Source organism: Neisseria sp. SLRRB23 (genome assembly GCF_050896295.1).
GTDB lineage: Bacteria > Pseudomonadota > Gammaproteobacteria > Burkholderiales > Neisseriaceae > Neisseria.
In genome coordinates this window covers 1-20932 of the sequence record NZ_JBPBFH010000030.1, presented here as the reverse complement: position 1 = coordinate 20932, position 20932 = coordinate 1, and the positions used below count along the sequence as shown (strand labels likewise).

At 53.2% G+C, this 20932-nt stretch carries 22 protein-coding genes and 2 pseudogenes; 15 read left to right on the top strand and 9 right to left on the bottom strand.

Annotated features, from left to right (window positions below; genetic code table 11):
* The first annotated feature begins 107 nt into the window (after positions 1-107).
* From ACRPFF_RS08685 to ACRPFF_RS08675, 3 genes are all read left to right on the top strand, one after another.
* Entirely contained in the window at positions 108-989 is an 882-nt protein-coding gene (locus ACRPFF_RS08685; protein WP_003749744.1) for a YoaK family protein, read from the top strand.
* Positions 990-1063: 74 nt separating this feature from the next.
* Positions 1064-1741, top strand: coding sequence for an OmpA family protein (locus tag ACRPFF_RS08680; protein WP_432674412.1), 678 nt, complete (start codon positions 1064-1066; stop codon positions 1739-1741).
* Between the two features lie 16 nt (positions 1742-1757).
* A complete protein-coding gene (locus ACRPFF_RS08675; RefSeq protein WP_432674411.1) occupies positions 1758-1985 on the top strand; it encodes a hypothetical protein in 228 nt (75 codons plus the stop codon).
* A 39-nt stretch (positions 1986-2024) separates the two neighbouring features.
* On the opposite strand, the gene xth is transcribed toward ACRPFF_RS08675, so the two are convergent.
* Together xth and ACRPFF_RS08665 are read right to left on the bottom strand one after the other, a co-directional pair.
* Positions 2025-2795, bottom strand: a complete 771-nt coding sequence (gene xth, locus ACRPFF_RS08670; protein ID WP_432674410.1) for an exodeoxyribonuclease III — start codon at positions 2793-2795, stop codon at positions 2025-2027.
* A 59-nt stretch (positions 2796-2854) separates the two neighbouring features.
* Positions 2855-3136 (bottom strand): ArsR/SmtB family transcription factor, encoded by a 282-nt coding sequence (locus tag ACRPFF_RS08665; RefSeq protein WP_025458021.1) that lies wholly within the window; start codon positions 3134-3136, stop codon positions 2855-2857.
* A gap of 268 nt (positions 3137-3404) precedes the next feature.
* On the opposite strand from ACRPFF_RS08665, the gene ACRPFF_RS08660 reads away from it, so the two are divergent.
* Positions 3405-3644 carry a hypothetical protein gene (locus ACRPFF_RS08660; RefSeq protein ID WP_432674409.1) on the top strand — a complete coding sequence of 80 codons (240 nt, stop codon included), beginning with the start codon at positions 3405-3407 and terminating at the stop codon, positions 3642-3644.
* Positions 3619-3813 (top strand): hypothetical protein, encoded by a 195-nt coding sequence (locus ACRPFF_RS08655; protein WP_432674420.1) that lies wholly within the window; start codon positions 3619-3621, stop codon positions 3811-3813. Before ACRPFF_RS08660 ends, ACRPFF_RS08655 begins: the two co-directional genes overlap by 26 nt.
* 61 nt (positions 3814-3874) lie before the next feature.
* Here ACRPFF_RS08655 and nadC read toward each other — a convergent pair whose 3' ends face one another.
* Positions 3875-4756, bottom strand: coding sequence for a carboxylating nicotinate-nucleotide diphosphorylase (nadC, locus tag ACRPFF_RS08650; protein WP_432674408.1), 882 nt, complete (start codon positions 4754-4756; stop codon positions 3875-3877).
* 75 nt (positions 4757-4831) lie between these two features.
* Complete coding sequence (locus ACRPFF_RS08645; RefSeq protein ID WP_432674407.1) at positions 4832-5770, bottom strand: NUDIX hydrolase; 939 nt, start codon at positions 5768-5770, stop codon at positions 4832-4834.
* 34 nt (positions 5771-5804) lie between these two features.
* Between ACRPFF_RS08645 and ACRPFF_RS08640 the strand changes: the two are divergent.
* The 4 genes and pseudogenes from ACRPFF_RS08640 to ettA all read left to right on the top strand — a co-directional run.
* Positions 5805-5867: pseudogene (locus tag ACRPFF_RS08640) on the top strand (transposase); the annotation flags it as partial.
* Positions 5868-6124: 257 nt separating this feature from the next.
* Positions 6125-7237 (top strand): quinolinate synthase NadA, encoded by a 1113-nt coding sequence (gene nadA, locus ACRPFF_RS08635; protein WP_432674419.1) that lies wholly within the window; start codon positions 6125-6127, stop codon positions 7235-7237.
* A 51-nt stretch (positions 7238-7288) separates the two neighbouring features.
* The gene (gene nadB / locus ACRPFF_RS08630) at positions 7289-8833 is read left to right on the top strand and encodes an L-aspartate oxidase (protein ID WP_432674406.1); all 1545 of its coding nucleotides are present in this window, start codon (positions 7289-7291) and stop codon (positions 8831-8833) included.
* A 163-nt stretch (positions 8834-8996) separates the two neighbouring features.
* Positions 8997-10673: an energy-dependent translational throttle protein EttA gene (ettA, locus tag ACRPFF_RS08625; protein WP_432674405.1), complete on the top strand. Its 1677-nt coding sequence runs from the start codon at positions 8997-8999 to the stop codon at positions 10671-10673.
* Between the two features lie 52 nt (positions 10674-10725).
* On the opposite strand, the gene ACRPFF_RS08620 is transcribed toward ettA, so the two are convergent.
* The 3 genes from ACRPFF_RS08620 to ACRPFF_RS08610 form a co-directional block, all read right to left on the bottom strand.
* Entirely contained in the window at positions 10726-11211 is a 486-nt protein-coding gene (locus ACRPFF_RS08620; RefSeq protein WP_107859656.1) for a phosphatidylglycerophosphatase A family protein, read from the bottom strand.
* Complete coding sequence (thiL, locus tag ACRPFF_RS08615; protein WP_411712740.1) at positions 11204-12160, bottom strand: thiamine-phosphate kinase; 957 nt, start codon at positions 12158-12160, stop codon at positions 11204-11206. Before thiL ends, ACRPFF_RS08620 begins: the two co-directional genes overlap by 8 nt.
* 364 nt (positions 12161-12524) lie before the next feature.
* On the bottom strand, positions 12525-13220 hold the full coding sequence (locus tag ACRPFF_RS08610; RefSeq protein ID WP_025458266.1) for an OmpA family protein: 696 nt from the start codon (positions 13218-13220) through the stop codon (positions 12525-12527).
* 363 nt (positions 13221-13583) lie between these two features.
* Between ACRPFF_RS08610 and ACRPFF_RS08605 the strand changes: the two genes are divergently transcribed.
* Positions 13584-14534, top strand: coding sequence for a CysB family HTH-type transcriptional regulator (locus tag ACRPFF_RS08605; RefSeq protein WP_432674404.1), 951 nt, complete (start codon positions 13584-13586; stop codon positions 14532-14534).
* Positions 14535-14646: 112 nt separating this feature from the next.
* Here the strand turns inward: ACRPFF_RS08605 and fnr are convergent, their stop codons facing one another.
* Positions 14647-15381: a fumarate/nitrate reduction transcriptional regulator Fnr gene (gene fnr / locus ACRPFF_RS08600; RefSeq protein WP_250314358.1), complete on the bottom strand. Its 735-nt coding sequence runs from the start codon at positions 15379-15381 to the stop codon at positions 14647-14649.
* A 134-nt stretch (positions 15382-15515) separates the two neighbouring features.
* On the opposite strand from fnr, the gene hemN reads away from it, so the two are divergent.
* Positions 15516-16934, top strand: a complete 1419-nt coding sequence (gene hemN / locus ACRPFF_RS08595) for an oxygen-independent coproporphyrinogen III oxidase (RefSeq protein ID WP_432674403.1) — start codon at positions 15516-15518, stop codon at positions 16932-16934.
* Positions 16935-17295: 361 nt separating this feature from the next.
* On the opposite strand, the gene ACRPFF_RS08590 is transcribed toward hemN, so the two are convergent.
* Positions 17296-18870, bottom strand: a complete 1575-nt coding sequence (locus tag ACRPFF_RS08590) for an inorganic phosphate transporter (RefSeq protein WP_308031072.1) — start codon at positions 18868-18870, stop codon at positions 17296-17298.
* A 152-nt stretch (positions 18871-19022) separates the two neighbouring features.
* On the opposite strand from ACRPFF_RS08590, the gene ACRPFF_RS08585 reads away from it, so the two are divergent.
* The 4 genes and pseudogenes from ACRPFF_RS08585 to ACRPFF_RS08570 all read left to right on the top strand — a co-directional run.
* Positions 19023-20123, top strand: a complete 1101-nt coding sequence (locus ACRPFF_RS08585; RefSeq protein WP_432674418.1) for an anhydro-N-acetylmuramic acid kinase — start codon at positions 19023-19025, stop codon at positions 20121-20123.
* A 6-nt stretch (positions 20124-20129) separates the two neighbouring features.
* Positions 20130-20294, top strand: a complete 165-nt coding sequence (locus ACRPFF_RS08580; protein ID WP_155114573.1) for a hypothetical protein — start codon at positions 20130-20132, stop codon at positions 20292-20294.
* 2 nt (positions 20295-20296) lie between these two features.
* Positions 20297-20683, top strand: coding sequence for a hypothetical protein (locus ACRPFF_RS08575; protein ID WP_314169094.1), 387 nt, complete (start codon positions 20297-20299; stop codon positions 20681-20683).
* 122 nt (positions 20684-20805) lie between these two features.
* Positions 20806-20932 (top strand): annotated as a pseudogene (locus ACRPFF_RS08570) (adhesin); the annotation flags it as partial.

Below are 20932 nucleotides of genomic sequence, written 5' to 3'. Positions count from 1 at the left end.
AACAGATTCAATGTACGCTCTTTTCAAAAATTTGTGAAGTTCGCCCCTAGATTGTTTTCGCTATAAAATGCGGTTCTTGAACATGCTTTCCGAACCGTCCGCCCATTATGAACGAATCCGACCGCCACGCCAAACACGCCCGCCGCAGCCGCCACCACATCCCGCCGTTTTGGCAGGCCGACCGCCCCTATCTGCACGAACACCACATTTCGGATGCGCGTTTCCGCCGATTGGGCTACATCATGTCGCTGCTGGCAGGCGCAATCAATGCCGGCGGTTTTTTTGCATTTGCCCGCTACACGTCGCACGTTACCGGCTCGATGTCGCTGCTGGCGGACATGGTTTATCTGAAGCAATGGACGGCGGCAGCGGTGGCGATGGTCAGCGTGTTGTGTTTCATCGCGGGTGCGGCGCATTCGGGCTGGGTGATTTTATGGACGCAGCAAATGCGCTTTCGGGGCAGCTACGGGTTGTCGATGTGGCTGGAAGCGGTTTACCTGCTGGTTTTCGGCCTGTTCGGCATTACCGCGCTGCAATGGGATACGGACGGAGGCTTGGTCTTCCCTTCCCTCGCGCTGTTCTTGCTCTGCTTCATCATGGGGATGCACAACACAGTCATGACGCTTTTATCGGGCGGTGCCATCCGCTCGACCCACATGACGGGTACGGCGACCGACTTGGGCATCGAAATCTCACGCGCCCTGTATTACTCCAAAACCCACCATCCCCGCTTGCCGCACGTCCGCGTCAACAAACCCAAAATGTGGCTGCTCAGCGGCATGATGCAGGCCTTTCTGCTCGGCGGCATCATCGGTGCGTGGGGCTACCATAAAATCGGACACCACTTCGCCCTGCCCGTTTCGGCGGTATTGCTGATACTGGGTGCTGGCTCGGTCGGTTACGACGTCAAGGTCCGTTTTTTGTGGATATGGCGGAAGTTTCGGCGCAAATACCGACAAACCGGTGTTGTTTCGGGAAAAATCGGGTAATTTCAGGTTAACGCCGCTTATTTGGACGGCATGATTGTTTATCATCGGCCTTTATACCCGAAAAAGGACACATTATGGCTTTCTTCAAACCCTTTACCGTCGTGCTGACCGCATCCGCACTCGCGCTTTCCGGCTGCGTTGCCGACCCTGTAACCGGACAGCAGTCCCCAAGCAAATCCGCCATGTACGGTTTGGGCGGCGCGGCAGTATGCGGCATCGTCGGCGCACTGACCCACAGCGGCAAAGGCGCACGCAATTCCGCGCTTGCCTGCGGCGCAATCGGCGCGGGCGTGGGCGGTTATATGGACTATCAAGAGCAGCGGCTCCGCCAAAGCCTTACCGGCACACAAGTCCAGGTTCAACGCCAAGGTAACCAGATTAAGCTGGTAATGCCCGAAAACGTTACCTTTGCCACCGGCAGCGCGGTTTTAAGCAACAATGCGCAATTTGCGCTGAATACTGCCGCACAAACGCTGGTGCAATATCCGGATACCACGCTGACCATCAACGGCCACACCGACAACACGGGTTCGGATGCCGTCAACAACCCGCTTTCGCAACACCGCGCCCAAGCGGTTGCCTACTATCTGCAATCCCGCGGCGTGGCGGCTTCGCGCCTGACGGTTTACGGCTACGGTTCGCATATGCCGGTCGCGTCCAACGCTACGGTTGAAGGCCGAGCGCAAAACCGCCGCGTCGAAATCCTGATCAACCCCGACCAACGCGCCGTCAATGCCGCACAGCAAATGTAAGCCCCGCGCAAAAGGAATGCCGTCTGAACAACCTTCAGACGGCATTTCCATATCCGCAAGCGCAGCCGTATCTCCCTTTTCCCCGACTGTAATTCTATGGATAACGCCTTGCCGTTTGCCGGGAAAACGCGGATTGCAACCGATGGCGGGCAAGCGCAGTCCAACCTTGCAGACGTTACCGCCATACCGCGATACCCCTGTAACCTCATCGTTTAAACGGATATTCAATCAAAATGCCGTCTGAAACCCTGCGAATTTTCAGACGGTATTTGCCTTTCCTGAATTACAAATCGAATTCTGCCGCCACGGGCGCGTGGTCGCTCGGACGTTCCAGCGCGCGCGTCTCCAAATCGACGCGGACATCCTTCAACGCCTCCGCCATCGCAGGCGACACCAAAATATGGTCGATACGCAGGCCCAGTTTGCGCTGGAACATCGCGCCGCGATAGTCGAACCATGTGTAAAACGCGCCTTCGGGATGGATATGGCGCAGGCTGTCGGTCAATCCCAAATCCAGCAGGTTTTGAAACCACTGCCGTTCAACGGACGAACAGTGGATTTTTTCATACCATTTTTCAGGGTCGTAACAGTCCGCATCGGCAGGCGCGATATTGAAATCACCCAGCAGCACCAGTTTGCCGTAGCGGGTCATTTCATCGCGGATAAACTCCGTCAATGCGGCAAACCACTGTTCCTTATATTTGAATTTGGGGCTGTCGAGGGCTTCGCCGTTGACGCAATAGACATTGATGACGCGCACGCCGCCGACGGTTGCCGCAATCACGCGCCGTTGCGGATCGTCCGGCAGCGCGGGCAGCCCGATATACACGTCTTCCGGCGCGCTGCGGCTGACGATTGCTACGCCGTTGTAGGTTTTCTGCCCGCTCCAAACACAGTGCCAGCCCATCATCTGCAAGGCGGCTGCGGGAAACTTATCCTGATCGAGCTTGAGTTCCTGTAAAACAAGGATATCCGGCGGATTATCGGCAAGTAGGTTCTGAACCTGCGGCAAACGTACATTGAGCGAATTGACGTTCCAAGTGGTGATTTTCATAACATTTCCGAAAAATGCTGTCTGAAACGTTCAGACGGCAAAAGGAAAGGATTCTAACACTATGCCGCGCGTTTGTTTTCCAAATCGCGAACCGTGTGCAGAATCGCCGCTGCTTCTTCGGAAACCAGGCGGTATTCGATAATGCGGTGGTAACGCGTAAAGTCCACCAGACCTTCCACGCGCAGTCGGCTCAAATGGTTGGAAACCGCTGTCGCAGGCATGGACAGGGATTCGGACAGCTCGGCAATATTGCAATCGCCGTCCAACAGTTGGATCAGTATCGCCATACGTTCGGGATGCGCCATAAGTTTGAGTATGGTGTGGAGCGGTATTGTGTTCATCGGTATTCCTAAAACCTTTTCCGCCCGCCAAGCGGATTGACGGGTGGCAGATATGGATGATTGTGATTATCTTTATAAATTGTATTATAAATCAATTGTTTATGGCTCATTGTACAGGATTGTATGTTCCTTTTCCCACTATTTTTGCAAACAAGCGTAAAGACAGGCTTTCAGACGGCATAAAACTGCCGCCTCTGTCCTTTCCCCCTGCCCTGCCGCCAAGCGGAATCATCCGTATTTTTTAAGAAAACCATTATGGATATTTTCCGTGAATCAAGGCCGTTCTGCGCGACAGGCTGTCCAACGCCAACATCCGGTTCGGCATTTCATCATCGCCGCCGACGATACGGGCAAGATGTGTATCGGTCGTGCCTTCCTGACGATGCACCGCATCCTCGACGAGAAAAACCAGATACATACCGATATGGCTTTAGCGTTGCCGGCGGTAGTGAAAGACGCAGTGGCGATATGGGCAGATATGGATGCATTGGATAGGTGTTCCGGCTGACCGCTCCGTTACTGCCGTATCTTTCGGCTACCGTTCATCAAATGGTTCCAATACCGAAATGCCTAAATCGCGCCTGCCTGAAATGCTGTTTTTTCTAAAGCATCACGACCTTCACGAAAAATGCCGTCTGAAGAATATTTCAGACGGCATTTCCTCCCTGAGGCAATAACCGGATTACGGTTAAGCGGTTCCTTGCCTGACATATCAGACAGCCGCCTGCACCCTAAAACTCACGCCACGAAATCCAAACCTATGTCCAACGAACGGCTGCTGTGGGTCAGATAGCCGAGAGCGATGCCGTCCACGCCGGTTTGCGCCACGCGCTTCAGTCGGTCGAAGCCGATGCCGCCCGATGCTTCGCAATAGACGGTGTGGGGGTGGGCGGTTTGCGTGTGGCAGCGGTTTGCCGCTTCTTTCAGGGTTTCGTCGTCCATGTTGTCCAGCAAAATCCGTTCCGCGCCCGCTGCGATGGCTTCGTCCAGTTGTGCCAACGTGTCCACTTCGATTTCCACGCAGGTCAACGGTCCGACCGCCTGTTTTGCCTGCCGCACGGCTTGGACGATACTGCCGCAATAGGCGAGGTGGTTGTCTTTGATGAGTACGGCGTCGTCCAAACCCATGCGGTGGTTCACGCCGCCGCCTGCCCTAACGGCGTATTTTTGCAGGACGCGCAGCAGGGGGATGGTTTTGCGGCTGCACACGATGTCTGTACCGTATTCGGCAACTTCGACGACGGCACGCGCGGTGGCGGTGGCGATGCCGCTTAAGTGCGTGAGGTAGTTGAGCGCGGTGCGTTCGGCGGCGAGCAGCGCGCGGGCGTTGCCTTCGACGACAGCCAGCGTCTGACCTGCGCGGACAGCTTGTCCGTCGTGGATTTCGGCTTGGAAGCGGACGGACGGATCCATCGTCTGAAAGGCGAGGCGCGCCAAGTCCATGCCGGCGATAACGCCGCCTTCGCGGCTGACGAGGAAGAGTTTGGCGGTTTTGTCGGGCGCGATGACGGCGGCGGACGTAATGTCGCCGCGCCTGCCCAAGTCTTCGCTCAAGGCTTGTTCCACCATAGGGCGCAACAGGGTGTCGGACAGGGGAAAGAGGGTGTTTTCAGACGGCATGGGGTTTCCTTTGTTGAAAAAGATTAATGTTGCACCGATGGGGCAAAACTTCATTTGATGCCGTCTGAAAACGGGCTAACGGCTGCCCAGCGGCAATCCGATGTCCGAAATCAGCCTGTCGGGCAGGACGTCGTCGCGGAAGCGGTAAAGCTGCGCGGGACGGCCTTTGCTGCCCGATACGCCGGTATCCGACGGCTCGATAAGGTTTTGCTGCTGAATCTGGCGGCGGAAGTTTTGCTTGTGCAGCAATCTGCCGCTGATGGCTTCGACGCTGTGTTGCAGTTGCAGCAGAGTGAATTCGGGTGGCATCAGTTCGAAAATCACGGGGCGGTATTTGATTTTGGCGCGCAGGCGGGACAGGGCGGTCGCCAGTACGCGGCGGTGGTCGTGGCGCATGGGCTGCCCCGTGAGCGCGAAGTCGAAATTTGCCTGCGGCTCGGCGGCTTCCGCTATCAGACCGCTTTCATACAGCATTTCATAGCGTTGCAAAACGTATTCTTCCGACCAGTTTTCCGGTTCGACCCCCCAGCACAAGTGAATGCGCTTGAGCCGCTTTTGGCGGACTTCCTCCGTGTCCGCCGAGTTTGCCCAAATGCGCAGGCGGCTGACGACGGCGTCGCGCTGTCCGCCGTCGGTGCGCAAGTCTTCCCACGGGAAATAGCCGTAGCAGTCCTGCCATTTCGCGTCAGGATGCAGGATGCTGTCGGCTGCCTCGCGCACCAGCCCCAAATAGCTGACGTACAGCACGGGCATGCCGTGTTCGTTGCGGCGGTGGGTATCGACAAAGGTGTAAAGCTGTTCCACATAGCCCATAGGCTGCGAAGTCTGCTTGGCGACCCACAGGTTCACGCCTGCCTGCAAGGAATTGCGCAGGGGGGAGAGCGGGCCGTTGGGCAGAAGTGTGCCTTGGGTGACGGTTAATACCCGCAGGCCGCCGTCGGTAACGGCAATCAATACGGGAACCAGCTCGACGATGCTTTGCGGCGGGGCTTCGGCTTCGGGGTAGGCATCCATGCTCGACTTTCTGCGGGTGGGAAAGGCTTTATTGTATAGTGAATTAAATTTAAATCAGGACAAGGCGACGAAGCCGCAGACAGTACAGATAGTACGGAACCGATTCACTTGGTGCTTGAGCACCTTAGAGAATCGTTCTCTTTGAGCTAAGGCGAGCCAACGCCGTACTGGTTTTTGTTAATCCACTATAAACCAAAGCGGTTTGTCGGAACGAAGCGGGTCGGTTTTGCGGTATCGCAAACCTGTTTTCAGACGACCTTGCTTATTATACTCAAGTTGAGCATAATATAAAACAGTTTGAAAAGCAGACGGCAAACCTTCATGCCGTCTGAAAAACAGCTACAAGGAAACATCATGCAAACCGCCGCCCGCCGCTCGTTCGATTACGATATGCCCCTCATCCAAACGCCGACTTCCGCCTGCCAAATCCGTCAGGCGTGGGCGAAGGTTGCCGACACGCCCGACCGCGAGACGGCAGGTCGTCTGAAAGACGAAATCAAGGCTTTGCTGAAGGAGAAAAACGCGGTCTTGGTGGCGCATTATTATGTTGATCCGCTGATTCAGGATTTGGCTTTGGAAACGGGCGGATGCGTGGGCGATTCGTTGGAGATGGCGCGCTTCGGTGCGGAACACGAAGCCGGTACGCTGGTAGTGGCGGGCGTGCGCTTTATGGGCGAGAGTGCGAAAATCCTCTGCCCTGAAAAAACAGTGCTGATGCCTGATTTGGAAGCGGAATGTTCTTTGGATTTGGGTTGTCCCGAAGAAGCGTTTTCGGCGTTTTGCGACCAACACCCCGACCACACGGTGGTGGTGTACGCCAACACTTCCGCCGCCGTGAAAGCGCGTGCCGACTGGGTGGTAACGTCTTCGGTGGCGTTGGAAATCGTGTCGTATCTGAAATCACGCGGTGAGAAGCTGATTTGGGGACCCGACCGCCACCTCGGCGACTACATCCGCCGCGAAACAGACGCGGATATGCTGTTGTGGCAGGGTTCGTGTATCGTCCATAACGAATTCAAGGGGCAGGAACTGGCGGCGTTGAAGGTGGAACACCCCGATGCGGTGGTGCTGGTTCATCCCGAATCACCGCAAAGCGTCATCGAACTGGGCGACGTGGTCGGCTCGACCAGCAAACTGCTTAAAGCCGCCGTATCGCGCCCTGAAAAAAAATTCATCGTGGCGACCGATTTAGGCATCCTGCACGAAATGCAAAAGCAGGCACCCGACAAAGAATTTATCGCCGCCCCGACGGCGGGCAACGGCGGAAGCTGCAAAAGCTGCGCGTTCTGCCCGTGGATGGCGATGAATTCGCTGGGCGGCATCAAATACGCCCTGACAAGCGGACGCAACGAAATCCTGTTGGACAGGAAGCTGGGCGAAGCCGCCAAACTGCCTTTGCAGCGTATGCTCGACTTCGCGGCAGGACTCAAACGCGGGGATGTGTTCAACGGCATGGGACCCGCCTGATTTGCCGTCTATATTGCCGTTTCAGACGGCCTCTCAAACAAGGACAACACCATGCAAACCGATTGCGACGTATTGATTGCCGGAAACGGGCTGGCGGCACTGACGCTCGCCCTGTCGCTGCCTGAATCGTTCCGCATCGTCATTTTGTGCAAAAACCGGCTGGACGACACCGCCAGCCGTCATGCGCAAGGCGGGATTGCGGCGGCCTGGTCGGGAGAGGACGACATCGAAAAACACGTTGCCGATACCTTGGAAGCGGGCGCGGGTTTGTGCGACGAAGCCGCCGTCCGCACCATCCTGTCGCAGGGCAAACCGGCAATCGAATGGCTGCTTGCGCAGGGCGTGGCGTTCGATCGGAATCCTGACGACCTGCACCTGACGCGCGAAGGCGGGCACACCTGCCGCCGAATCGCCCACGTCGCCGATTACACGGGCGAAGCCGTCATGCAGAGCCTGATTGCCCAAATACGCCGCCGCCCGAACATCCGCGTTTGCGAGCGGCAGATGGCGTTGGACATCCAAACCGAATCAGGCGCGGCGTGCGGGCTGACCGTCCTCAACCGCCAAACGCAAGAAACCTACCGCATCCGCGCCCGCCATACCGTACTCGCAGGCGGCGGCCTCGGGCAGATTTACGCCGCCACCACCACGCCGCCCGAATGCACGGGCGACGCCATCGCCATGGCGATACGCGCAGGCTGCGCAGTCGAAAACCTCGAATTTATCCAATTCCACCCCACAGGATTGGCAAGGCCGTCTGAAAACGGCCGCACCTTCCTGATTTCCGAAGCCGTGCGAGGAGAAGGCGGCATCCTGACCAACCAAGCGGGCGAACGGTTTATGCCGCATTACGACCGCCGCGCCGAACTCGCGCCGCGCGACATCGTTGCCCGCGCCATCGCCGCCGAAATCGCCAAACAAACGCAAGACTTCGTCTCGCTCGACATCAGCCATCAACCTGCAGAGTTCGTCCGCCAGCATTTCCCGTCCATCCATCGGCACTGCCTGTCCCAATGCGGTTTGAACATCACGCGCCAAGCCATCCCCGTCCGCCCCGTGCAACACTACACCTGCGGCGGCATCCAAACCGACCCCTGCGGCAGAACCTCCCTACCGCAGCTTTACGCCTTAGGCGAAACAGCCTGCACCGGCTTGCACGGAGCCAACCGCCTTGCCAGCAACTCTCTGCTCGAATGCATCGTTACCGCCAGACTTGCCGCCCAAACCATCGCGGACGGACATGCATTCCAAGCCAAAACGTCTCCAAGGCCGTCTGAAAGCCCCTCCTCCGAAGCAGGCATCTTTTCAGACGGCATCCAAAGCGCATTCAGCCGCCCCGTCCTGCAAGCGTTCAACCAACGCCATCTGGGCATCCTCCGCAACGATACCGGCCTGCGCTGCGCCATCGCCCAGCTGCGGCTTTGGAAACAAAACCAAACCGAACCGCACACCGCGTCCGAATACGAAAACCGCAACCTGCTCGAATGCAGCCTCGCCGTCGCCCAAGCCGCATACGCAAGGCGGCAAAACATCGGCGCGCATTTCAATACCGATTTGGCAGAGCGTGTCGATTGGAAAAAGCAGACGGCAGGCTGAAGGGCAGGCAAACACGTTCACCAATCAAAATAAACATCAAACGATTCACAAACCCTTTAATCATTATCTCCGTTGTTCCTCCAAATATCATCCGTGCAAGCAATAATCAATACAATCGGTTAAAATGGGTCTCTGAAATTTGTTTGACCGAATCGAGAAAACCATGTCCCAACAATACGTCTATTCTATGCTGCGCGTGAGCAAGGTTGTGCCGCCGCAGAAAACCATCATTAAAGATATTTCCCTTTCTTTCTTCCCCGGCGCGAAAATCGGTTTGCTCGGTTTGAACGGCGCGGGCAAGTCCACCGTGCTGCGGATTATGGCGGGCGTGGATAAGGAATTTGAGGGCGAAGCCGTGCCGATGGGCGGCATTAAAATCGGCTACCTGCCGCAAGAGCCTGAGCTTGATCCGGAAAAAACCGTGCGCGAGGAAGTGGAAAGCGGTTTGGGCGAAGTGGCTGCCGCGCAGAAACGTTTGGAAGAAGTGTATGCCGAGTATGCCAATCCCGATGCGGATTTTGACGCGTTGGCGGAAGAACAGGGCCGTTTGGAAGCGATTATTGCGGTCGGTTCGTCCACGGGCGGCGGTGCAGAGCATGAATTGGAAATCGCTGCCGACGCGCTGCGCCTGCCTGATTGGGATGCCAAAATCGGCAATTTGTCCGGCGGTGAAAAACGCCGCGTCGCTTTGTGCAAACTCTTGTTGAGCAAGCCCGATATGCTGCTACTGGACGAGCCGACCAACCACTTGGATGCGGAATCTGTCGAATGGCTGGAGCAATTCTTGGTGCGCTTCCCCGGCACAGTCGTTGCGGTAACGCACGACCGCTATTTCTTGGACAACGCCGCCGAATGGATTTTGGAACTCGACCGCGGACACGGTATTCCGTGGAAAGGCAATTACTCGTCTTGGCTGGAGCAGAAAGAAAAACGCTTGGAAAACGAGGCGAAATCCGAAGCCGCGCGCGTGAAAGCGATGAAGCAGGAATTGGAATGGGTGCGCCAAAATGCCAAAGGCCGCCAAGCCAAGTCCAAAGCGCGTTTGGCGCGTTTTGAGGAAATGAGCAACTACGAATACCAAAAACGCAATGAAACGCAGGAAATCTTTATCCCTGTTGCCGAGCGTTTGGGTAACGAAGTGATTGAATTTGTGAACGTTTCCAAATCGTTCGGCGATAAAGTGCTGATTGACGATTTGAGCTTCAAAGTGCCTGCGGGCGCGATTGTCGGCATCATCGGCCCGAACGGCGCGGGTAAATCGACGCTGTTCAAAATGATTGCGGGCAAAGAGCAGCCTGATTCCGGCGAAGTGAAAATCGGGCAAACCGTGAAAATGAGCCTGATTGACCAAAGCCGCGAAGGTTTGCAAAACGATAAAACCGTATTCGACAACATTGCCGAAGGCCGCGACATTTTGCAGGTCGGACAGTTTGAAATCCCTGCCCGCCAATATTTGGGACGCTTCAACTTTAAAGGCAGCGACCAAAGCAAAATTGCAGGTCAATTGTCGGGCGGTGAACGTGGCCGTCTGCACTTGGCAAAAACCTTGTTGAGCGGCGGCAATGTGTTGCTGCTGGACGAACCGTCTAACGACCTTGATGTAGAAACCCTGCGCGCGCTGGAAGATGCATTGCTGGAATTTGCCGGCAGCGTGATGGTGATTTCGCACGACCGTTGGTTCCTCGACCGTATCGCTACGCATATCTTGGCTTGTGAAGGCAACTCTAAATGGGTGTTCTTTGACGGCAACTATCAGGAGTATGAAGCCGAGAAGAAACGCCGACTCGGCGAAGAAGGCGCGAAACCGAAACGGATTAAATATAAACCGGTAACACGTTAAACAAAATGCCGTCTGAAACCATTCAGACGGCATTTCTGCAAGATAACCCCGGTTAAAACAGCATCGCAATCTGCAAGACAATCAACGTCATTACCGCCGCAGCCATGTCGTCCGCCATAATACCCAGCCCACCATGCAGATTTTTATCAAACCAGCCGACCGGAGGCGGTTTGAGCGCGTCAAACAGACGGAATAGGACAAACGCCGCCAACCACCACGTCCACTTGAACGGAACGAAAGCCAGTACAAACATCATGGCGACAATTTCATCCCAAACAATACCGCCATGATCGGATACCCCTGTTTCCTTTTCCGCATATGCGCAAATGCGTATGCCCCACATAAACAGCACCATACATAAAAAAGCCAACAACAAGCCGTCCACACCCGTTAAAATCAATACGAACGCCAAAGGTAACGCCGCCAAAGTACCGAAGGTACCCGGCGCAAACGGAGCAAGCCCGCTGCCGAAACCAAATGCCAAAAAACACAACGGCCGTTTGAGCAGCCATGCAAAGTTAGGTTTAAAATCAGCCAAAATGATCAAATCCCGAAGAGTGAAGTTTCAATTCCCTGCCGTCACTATCCAAAATCTTCAGACGGCATTCCCCATTGATTTTACCGATACGCGTTACCGGCACGCCGCATCGTTCCGCTGTGGCAAGCACGCTTTCGCGGCAACTTTCCGATGCAGTAAATACCAGTTCGTAATCATCGCCGCCGGCCAAAGTATAAGACAGCCATTGAGAACGTGGCAAAATATCTTTCAATACGGATAAAGACGGCAGCGAATCGGCCCAAATTTCCGCACCCTTGCCAGAAGCGGTCAGGATATGCCCCAAATCTTGCGCGAGGCCGTCTGAAACATCCTGCGCCGCCCTGGCAAACGGCAACAGCGCAAGCCCCAGCCCAACCCTTGGCTCGGGGCGAAGCAGCTTTTGTTCGCATTCGGCGAACACATCATCCGGCAACACACACCGTTTCAGACGGCAGTTCAAAGCCGCCGCCGCCATACCGACACGCCCCGACACCCAAATATCGTCGCCCGCAACCGCCGCATCACGCCGTAACGCCCTACCCTTCGGCAATTCGCCGATAATGGTTACATTGAACGCCATATCGCCCTTGGTCGTATCGCCGCCGATTAACGTTACGCCAAACTTTTTTGCCAAACCGAAAAAGCTGCCGCAAAACCGTTTCAGCCATACCTCATCCAATTCAGGCAACGCCGCGCTCAGCAGCACCCAACGCGGTATCGCACCCATCGCCGCCATATCTGAAATATTGACGGCCAAAACCTTCCAAGCCAAGTCTTCAGGTTTGACATCTGCAAAAAAATGCCTGTCCTTCAGCAGCATATCCGCACTGAAACACAAATCGAAGCCTTCACGCGGGCGGACAATCGCCGCATCGTCGCCTATGCCCAATACGACATCCTTATCCGTGTCTGTTCGCAAATACCGTTTGATGAAGTCAAATTCTTTCATGTCGCAAAATGTCCGAACGCACCGCCATGTTGATTTTTATTAATCTGCTGTATTTTACGCAGTACCGCACATAAAACGCAGCACCGCGTACAGCACTGATTTGAGAGAGTTTGTTCCCTCACAAACAAATCCAAATTCTATCGCCTTCAAAACCGGAGTTTCAAGCACCAGGAAAATTTTGATGAAGCATAAACCCTACCCCATATTCTGACAATAACCGTTTCCGCAAGCATCCTAAAAACAAACCCCGCAAAAGCGGGGTTTGTTTTGTTTCATCAGAACCGATTAAAGTTTGATACGTAAACCTCTTCTCTTATACAGAAGAGAAATCCAACCCTACCCATCGGCGAGATGCTTTTAAAGCTTATTGTTGGGTGTGAACATGAGCCGGAGCAACCTGACGGGTTACGATGCTGCGGATTTTCACGTCAACACGGCGGTCAGGTTCGATACATGCAATCAGAGCCTCACGTTTTTTGGCTTTAGAGGCTTTTGCACCCAGTTTGGCAACTTCGGCTTCACAAACTTGAGTCATTTGCGCTTGAGATTCGCCCAAGCCGACAGCAGAAGTTTTAGAGGCAGGCACACCGTTGCTGACCAAGTAGTTTGCCACTACGTTGGCGCGACGCTCGGACAGGGCCTGGTTGTATTTTTCAGAACCCATAAAGTCGGTATGACCTTCAACACGTACGGATTGTACGTTGGTTTGACCCAAGCGTTGGGCCAATACTTTCAGGTTGTCTTGGGCTTCGGCACGCAGTACGTCTTTGTCGAAACCGAACAGGGTTTTGGCAGACAGAGAAACGGTTTCGTCAACATATTGCGGAGCCTGCTCTACAACAGCAACAGGAGCCGGTTCAACTGCATCGCCACACTCTACGCGACCTTGTGTTGCTTTGTCGAAGTAGGTGTTTTTCCAGCATTCGCCGTAGTTGTTGCGTACGACTTCTTGTGATTGGCCGCTCACGGTATAACCGTGAATATGAGCTTCGCTCGCCATAGCAGTGCCAGAAGCGAGCAATGCAACGAATAATGCGCTTAATTTCAGCTGTTTGGTCATTTTATTCCCTCATTAAATTTGTACAGCAGATACAGGAGCAACTGCTGAATTGCCAACATACAGGCCGCTGTAGAAACATGGCGGCAAATCGGATATTTCAGTCTCCACTATAAAGAAGCAGGGGGCGGACTGTCAATACTCAACGCCTGAAAACAACCGTAAAACAGCCTGTTTCCTGATAGTCTATCATGCCGAAAAATCAATTCCGTGTCATTACTTTAGGGGGATTTTTTCCATATCGCACGATTGCCGTTGCACAAAAACAACAAACACAACGGCAAAGCCCCATACCGTACCGGCAAGAAAATATGATAAATTATAAACAATGTTCAGCTACCCGACACAGACCGACACCGACCCGCCATGAAATTACAGCAATTAAAATACGCCTTAGAAGTTTACCGGCACAACCTGAACGTTTCCGAAGCGGCCGAAGCCTTATTCACATCACAACCCGGCATCTCCAAACAAATCAAATTGTTGGAAGAAGAAATCGGCATTCAGATTTTTATCCGCAGCGGCAAGCGCGTGGTTTCCGTCTCTCAGCCGGGCAAGGCGGTTTTGGATATTGCAGAACGTATTTTGCGTGATGTACAGAACATTAAAAATATCGGCAGCGAGTTTACCGGACACGACAGCGGTTCGCTGACGGTAGCCACAACACATACTCAGGCGCGTTATGCCCTGCCCTTGATTGTTGCCGATTTTGTGAAACGCTATCCGAAAGTCAACCTGACCATCAAACAGGGAAGCCCTGCCGCCATCGCACGTATGGTTACCTCAGGCGAGGCGGATTTGGCGATTGTTACGGAACGTATAGACGACCACCCCGAATTGGGAAGACTTTCCTGCTACGACTGGACTCATGCGGTTATCGTACCGAACGACCACCCCTTGCTCGAATGCAGAAATCCCCTCCGCATTGAAGATTTGGCAAGATTTCCACTAATTACTTATGAATTTGCGTTCAACACGGGCAGCAGCATTGCACGGGCATTCGCCAAAGCTCGTTTGGAACAACCCGATGTCGCATTGGCTGCAGCAGATACGGACGTATTAAAAACTTACGTACGCTTGGGTTTGGGCGTGGGATTGATGGCAAAGATGGCCTACAACCTGGATACGGATGACGATTTGCAGCTTGTGGATGCGGCACACCTGTTCGAGCCGTCGCCGACGTGGATTGCTTTGCGCAGCGATACTTATTTGCGCGGATATGCCTACGACTTTATCCAAGCGTTTGCGCCGCACCTGACGCGCGAGAAGGTGGACAGGATTCTGTACACGCCCATCAGCGAGGATTTTTCGATTTAGGCGGTTGCCGGTTTTCAGACGGCATTTTGCGGCAGATAAAACAAACAGGGCAGATGTTTTCTTCTGCCCTGTGTTTATTGAGAATGCCGTCTGAAATGTTCGTACAGGTTAATCAAATGGCGTGCGAGCAGCCGGACACCATTTTTTTCAACACCTGCAGATTGAGGATCTTGATGTGTTTGTGTTCGACGGAAATCAACCCTTCCTGATGAAATTTGGATAATGTGCGGCTGACGGTTTCAAGTTTCAGCCCGAGATAACTGCCGATTTCTTCACGAGACATGCGCAGGATGAAATCGTTGGCAGCAAAACCGCGGGAATAAAGGCGTTGGGAGAGGTTTAACAGAAAGGCGGCAATCCTCTCTTCTGCACGCATATTGCCCAAAAGCAACATCACGCCCTGATCACGCACAATTTCGCGGCTCATCATGCGGAAAAAGTGGGTACGCAGGCTTGGGATATTCTGACCGAGCTCTTCGATATGGGTAAACGGTAACTCGCATACTTCGCTGTCTTCCAAGGCGACCGCGTCGCAACTGTGCACATGGGCACAGATGCCGTCCATGCCGATGAGTTCGCCCGACATAAAAAAACCCGTTACCTGATCACGTCCGTCCTGACTGGCGACGGTTGTCTTGAAGAAGCCTGCACGGATGGCAAAGAGCGAAGTAAAGGCTTCGCCGGCACGGAACAGGTATTCGCCTTTTTTCAGGCGGCGGCTTTGGCGAATAACGGCATCGAGTTGGGTAAACTCGTTGGGTAGTAATCCGACAGGTAGACAGAGTTCCCGCAGGGAACAGGAAGAACACAGCGTTTTCATCTGATGTGTAGTATTATGCGAAGTCATACCGTACCTTTTTGTGCGCTTTGCCCCATCATGATTATGTGTTTATTGACACATATCAAGACAGGTTTATCATACTGCGGCATTCTACCAAACTATCCAAAATTTGACTAACATCATAAAATTGAACACGCACCATGAAAATTATACAGATACAGAACAATCACAATGCCAATAACCGTCCCGAGTTTGACCGCGAACTGATTGCCAGCCTGCCGTCCAGCGGTCCGCGCTACACCTCCTACCCTACTGCAGACCGTTTCCATGACGGCTTCCGAGAAGGGGAGTACATCAAAGCTTTACATTTACGCAGTACGGGAATGTTAAATAAACCGCTCTCCCTTTACATTCACATCCCCTTTTGCAATACCATCTGCTACTACTGCGGCTGCAATAAAATCATTACCAAAGACAAGAGCCGCGCCGATGCCTATATCGAATACCTTGAAAAAGAAATGGAACTGCTCGCTCCACATCTGAACGGACGGCACCAGCTTGCCCAACTGCACTTCGGCGGCGGCACGCCAACCTTCTTAAGCGACGACCAAATCGAACGTGTTTTCCGCATGATCCGCAAACATTTCGAGTTAATCCCCACCGGCGAATATTCCATCGAAATTGACCCGCGCAAAGTCAGTCGGGATACCGTCCTCATGCTCGGCAGACTCGGTTTCAACCGTATGAGTGTCGGCATTCAGGATTTCGACCCCAAAGTGCAGGCGGCGGTCAACCGCATCCAAAGTTACGAAGAAACCAAAGAAGTCATCGATGCCGCCCGTGAAGCAGGGTTTAAATCCGTCAGCGTCGATTTGATTTACGGCCTGCCGCATCAGACTTCCGAAAGCATTAAAACCACCATCGATACCGTTTTGTCGCTTGATCCCGACCGCCTCGCCCTTTATCACTACGCCCACTTGCCGCATGTTTTCAAACCACAACGCCGCATCGATACCGCCGCCGTTCCCGACAGCGAGGAAAAACTCGATATGCTGCAATACTGCGTCCAAACCCTGACCGAACGCGGCTACGTCTTCATCGGCATGGATCATTTCGCCAAACCGGACGACGAATTGTCTGTCGCCCTCGAAGAAGGATTGCTGCAACGCAATTTCCAAGGTTACTCGACCTATGCGGATTGCGACCTGGTTGCCATCGGTGTGTCGTCCATCGGTAAAATCGGCAACACCTACTCCCAAAACGAACGAGACATCGATGCCTACTATGCCGCCATCGATGAAGGCAGACTGCCCATCATGCGCGGCTACCAGCTGAATCAGGATGACATCCTGCGCCGCAGCATCATTCAGGATTTGATGTGCCGTTTCGCGCTCGACTACCGTGTTTACGAAGACATATTCGGTATCCCGTTCGACCGTTACTTCCAAGACGAACTCGCCGATCTAGAAAAACTTGCAGGCTTGGGGCTCATCAGCCTGAACAAGCAGAAACTGACTGTTACCCCGAAGGGACGCTTCCTCATCCGCAACATCGCTATGGTGTTCGACTACCACTTGCGCCATAAAGAAACCAGGGCGAAATACTCACAAACCGTCTGACTGTATTTCAAATATACGGATGCCGTCTGAAAGAAGTTCAGACGGCATTTTATTTTTTACAACCTGTTTTCCGGAATATCGATGCCTTCTCATAACGATACAGCAGCCTGCTCCCTGCCTGACATATATAGTGGATTAACAAAAATCAGGACAAGGCGACGAAGCCGCAGACAGTACAGATAGTACGGAACCGATTCACTTGGTGCTTGAGCACCTTAGAGAATCGTTCTCTTTGAGCTAAGGCGAAGCAACGCTGTACTGGTTTAAAGTTAATCCACTATAAACCCATATTTCCGCCAAACCGAACTTGCAAACAAAAATGCCGTCTGAAGGAAGTTCAGACGGCATAATCGTTTAACAATCAGAACACTGCCTGTAAAACCAGATAGCTGGCAACCGACAATACGGCGGCGGCAGGCAGGGTAATGACCCACGCCAAACCGATGGGCTTCATCAGTTTCCAATTGGCATTACGGTTGACTAGACCGATACCGAGTACCGCGCCGACCAAGATATGCGTACTGGAAACAGGCAGCCCCATCAGCGACGCACCCATCACAACAGAGGCGGCGGACAGTTCGGCGGTAAATCCCGAAGCAGGATGCATTTCCGCCAAACTCGTACCGACGGTTTTAATTACCTCTTTACCGACAAACCACAAACCGACAATCAGTGCGATACCGAAGGTCAGCATGGCAATCGGTGGAACAGCATTTTGCGCGGCAACACTGTTCGTCCGCAAAACATCCATAATCGCGGCAAACGGACCGATGGCGTTGGCGATATCGTTCGCCCCGTGGCTGAATGCGAAACCGCATGCGGTAAAGACCTGCATCCATGAAAACATCTGAAAGGTCGATTTGCCCAAATCTTTACGCTTGAGGCTTTTTGCAAAAACAAACGTACCCATCCACACCGCCGCACCTATCATAAAGATAGTCAGGAAGCTGTTGACGTTGCTCATCCCCAAATGTAGGTTTTTCAAGCCCTTAAAAATCAGCATAGCGGAAATCATCATCGCGCCGAACGAAGCGATAAAGGGAACCCAAGAGTGCAACGCCTTGTAAGAATCGACATTGTTTTTACGGTTATCGAACGCATAAAGACCGCGGTAATACTCCGATTGCAGCTCTTGCGGATCAAATTCAGGCTCATCGTAAATTTGCGCGTCGTGCGCCATTTTGGTGGCGTATTCAACTTTTTCAGCCTCAGACAAACCCTCGAAAAACAGGCGGTGCTGTTCTTTATAGGCCTTTTTCTCCTGCTTGATGCCTTTGAGCGTACCTTCGGCCCAAGCATTGTAATCTAAGACATTTTTCTTAACGCGGGAAAACAGGAAATAGGAAACCGCACCGCCCAAAACAGGCGACAGCACCCAAGATATCCCGATTTCTCCCAATTTTCCCCACTGAATCAACGTTCCCCAGTCGGCATGGTTCATAACCGCCATACACAACGCACTGCCGACGATGCCGCCGATAATCGCGTGCGTCGTCGAAACCGGCAGGCCTTTGTGGGACGCGAACAGCAGCCACAACGCCGCCGCCAAGAGTGCAGACATCATGATAAACACAAACTGCATGGGCTCGAGGTTCATACCGTTCAAATCGACGATGCCTTTGCGTATGGTATCGGTTACCTCACCGCCCGCGATGACCGCGCCGCTGACTTCAAACACCGCCGCAATCAGCAAAGCCTGCGGAATAGTCAGCGTGCCGGAACCGACGCTGGTACCGAAAGAATTGGCAATATCGTTGCCGCCGACATTAAACGCCATAAACACGCCGAACATGGTGGCGATGATGAAAAGCACGCTGTTATTGTAGTGGGTATAACCCAAACCCCAATAGATAAAATAGCCGACTATGCCTACCAGCATGGCGGCAAAGACGGCGTTAATCAGTTTCAAGTTCGCACTCATTTGAGTTTGAGCCATGGAAGATTCCTTAGTGAACACAGAAGGGTTTTCGCGGATATTGTAACCTTTTGCAATCCGTCTTGAAACATTTATTTACACTGCGGCAGCAAATCGGTATACGAGCGTCAATACACGTTAAAATGGCGTTTTGCACCAGTTTGGAAGTGATGATGGAAACACAGCTTTACATCGGCATCATGTCGGGAACCAGCATGGACGGGGCGGATGCCGTACTGATACGTATGGACGGCGGCAAATGGCTGGGCGCGGAAGGGCACGCCTTTATACCCTACCCTGACGATTTGCGCGCAGCATTGCTTGCTTTGCAAAATATAGGAACAGACGAACTGCACCGCAGCAGGATTTTGTCGCAAGAACTCAGCCGCCTGTACGCGCAAACCGTGGGCGAACTATTAAACAAGCAAAACCTCGCGCCGTCCGACATTACCGCCCTCGGCTGCCACGGGCAAACCGTCCGACACGCGCCGGAACACGGTTACAGCGTACAGNTTGCCGATTTGCCGCTGCTGGCGGAACTGACGCGGATTTTTACCGTCGGCGACTTCCGCAGCCGCGACCTTGCTGCCGGCGGACAAGGTGCGCCGCTCGTCCCCGCCTTTCACGAAGCCCTGTTCCGCGACGACAAAGAAACACGCGTGGTACTGAACATCGGCGGGATTGCCAACATCAGCGTACTCCCCCCCGACGCACCCGCCTTCGGCTTCGACACAGGGCCGGGCAATATGCTGATGGACGCGTGGACGCAGGCACACTGGCAGCTGCCTTACGACAAAAACGGTGAAAAAGCGGCACAAGGCAACATATTGCCGCAACTGCTCGACAGGCTGCTCGCCCACCCGTATTTCTCACAACCCCACCCCAAAAGCACGGGGCGCGAACTGTTTGCCCTAAATTGGCTCGAAACCTACCTTGACGGCGGCGAAAACCGATACAACGTATTACGGACGCTTTCCCGATTCACCGCGCAAACCGTTTGCGACGCCGTCTCACACGCAGCGGCAAATGCCCGTCAAATGTATATTTGCGGCGGCGGCATCCGCAATCCTGTTTTAATGGCGGATTTGGCAGAATGTTTCGGCACACGCGTTTCCCTGCACAGCACCGCCGAACTGAACCTCGATCCGCAATGGGTAGAAGCCGCCGCATTTGCGTGGTTGGCGGCGTGTTGGATTAATCGCATTCCCAGTAGTCCGCACAAAGCAACCGGCGCATCCAAACCGTGTATTCTGGGCGCGGGATATTATTATTGAGCACAAATGCCGTCTGAAAGACCGTCCTGCCGTTCAGACGGCATTTTTGATACAAAGCAGGTAACCAAAGGAGCGTTTGACGGAAAAGGAGAAACTAAAATAAAGGATTACACTTGGCATCATCAAGATACCGGATGTATCGGCTGGAAAGCGATGAACACAAGAAGATAATTATGTGGAAAATTTATAAAGAAAATAGCACTGACTTAAATTTTGCCCTAGGTAGTATATATTGCCAAGCAATCAATATTACTGAATTTAAAATGTGGGTCGAAAAAATCATAAGGGAAATGGACTTAGATGAAATTCCAAATTATTTTTTTGATTTAACAGATCTTCAATCACTATTCCATCTAATTGATATTATAGGATTTGTTCCCGAAAATAACTTATCAAAAAATCAGGATAATGCATTAACAGGCATTGCCTTCTTAAGGGGGATAGATGTCTATGACCCTCCAGTTTCAAAAGAAAAAGCATTAAAAGCCTTAGAGAAATATCCTGAAATTTATCAGAAGTTTCAGCATTTCTTTCCGTTTGTAGAACTGCCGCCGCTTTAAACAGTCAAAATGCCGTCTGAAAGTCCGTTCCGCTTTTCAGACGGCATTTTTGCCTCTTTCGTTTACAAACCCTTAAAATCCCTTTATACTCAAAACTCGTTCAAAACAAAACAAACCCCGCTATGAAAATCCTGCTCCTCCCCATCCCACCCGTCCTCACCGCCTGCGGCACACTGACCGGCATACCCGCCCACGGCGGCGGCAAACGCTTTGCCGTCGAACAGGAACTCGTCGCCGCATCGTCCCGCG

Coding starts and splice junctions, on each gene's coding strand:
- ACRPFF_RS08685 (WP_003749744.1), top strand. CDS start 108: ATGAACGAATCCGACCGCCACGCCAAACACGCCCGCCGCAGCCGCCAC.
- ACRPFF_RS08680 (WP_432674412.1), top strand. CDS start 1,064: ATGGCTTTCTTCAAACCCTTTACCGTCGTGCTGACCGCATCCGCACTC.
- ACRPFF_RS08675 (WP_432674411.1), top strand. CDS start 1,758: ATGCCGTCTGAACAACCTTCAGACGGCATTTCCATATCCGCAAGCGCA.
- xth (WP_432674410.1), bottom strand. CDS start 2,795: ATGAAAATCACCACTTGGAACGTCAATTCGCTCAATGTACGTTTGCCG.
- ACRPFF_RS08665 (WP_025458021.1), bottom strand. CDS start 3,136: ATGAACACAATACCGCTCCACACCATACTCAAACTTATGGCGCATCCC.
- ACRPFF_RS08655 (WP_432674420.1), top strand. CDS start 3,619: ATGCATTGGATAGGTGTTCCGGCTGACCGCTCCGTTACTGCCGTATCT.
- nadC (WP_432674408.1), bottom strand. CDS start 4,756: ATGCCGTCTGAAAACACCCTCTTTCCCCTGTCCGACACCCTGTTGCGC.
- ACRPFF_RS08645 (WP_432674407.1), bottom strand. CDS start 5,770: ATGGATGCCTACCCCGAAGCCGAAGCCCCGCCGCAAAGCATCGTCGAG.
- nadA (WP_432674419.1), top strand. CDS start 6,125: ATGCAAACCGCCGCCCGCCGCTCGTTCGATTACGATATGCCCCTCATC.
- nadB (WP_432674406.1), top strand. CDS start 7,289: ATGCAAACCGATTGCGACGTATTGATTGCCGGAAACGGGCTGGCGGCA.
- ettA (WP_432674405.1), top strand. CDS start 8,997: ATGTCCCAACAATACGTCTATTCTATGCTGCGCGTGAGCAAGGTTGTG.
- thiL (WP_411712740.1), bottom strand. CDS start 12,160: ATGAAAGAATTTGACTTCATCAAACGGTATTTGCGAACAGACACGGAT.
- ACRPFF_RS08610 (WP_025458266.1), bottom strand. CDS start 13,220: ATGACCAAACAGCTGAAATTAAGCGCATTATTCGTTGCATTGCTCGCT.
- ACRPFF_RS08605 (WP_432674404.1), top strand. CDS start 13,584: ATGAAATTACAGCAATTAAAATACGCCTTAGAAGTTTACCGGCACAAC.
- fnr (WP_250314358.1), bottom strand. CDS start 15,381: ATGACTTCGCATAATACTACACATCAGATGAAAACGCTGTGTTCTTCC.
- hemN (WP_432674403.1), top strand. CDS start 15,516: ATGAAAATTATACAGATACAGAACAATCACAATGCCAATAACCGTCCC.
- ACRPFF_RS08590 (WP_308031072.1), bottom strand. CDS start 18,870: ATGGCTCAAACTCAAATGAGTGCGAACTTGAAACTGATTAACGCCGTC.
- ACRPFF_RS08580 (WP_155114573.1), top strand. CDS start 20,130: ATGCCGTCTGAAAGACCGTCCTGCCGTTCAGACGGCATTTTTGATACA.
- ACRPFF_RS08575 (WP_314169094.1), top strand. CDS start 20,297: ATGTGGAAAATTTATAAAGAAAATAGCACTGACTTAAATTTTGCCCTA.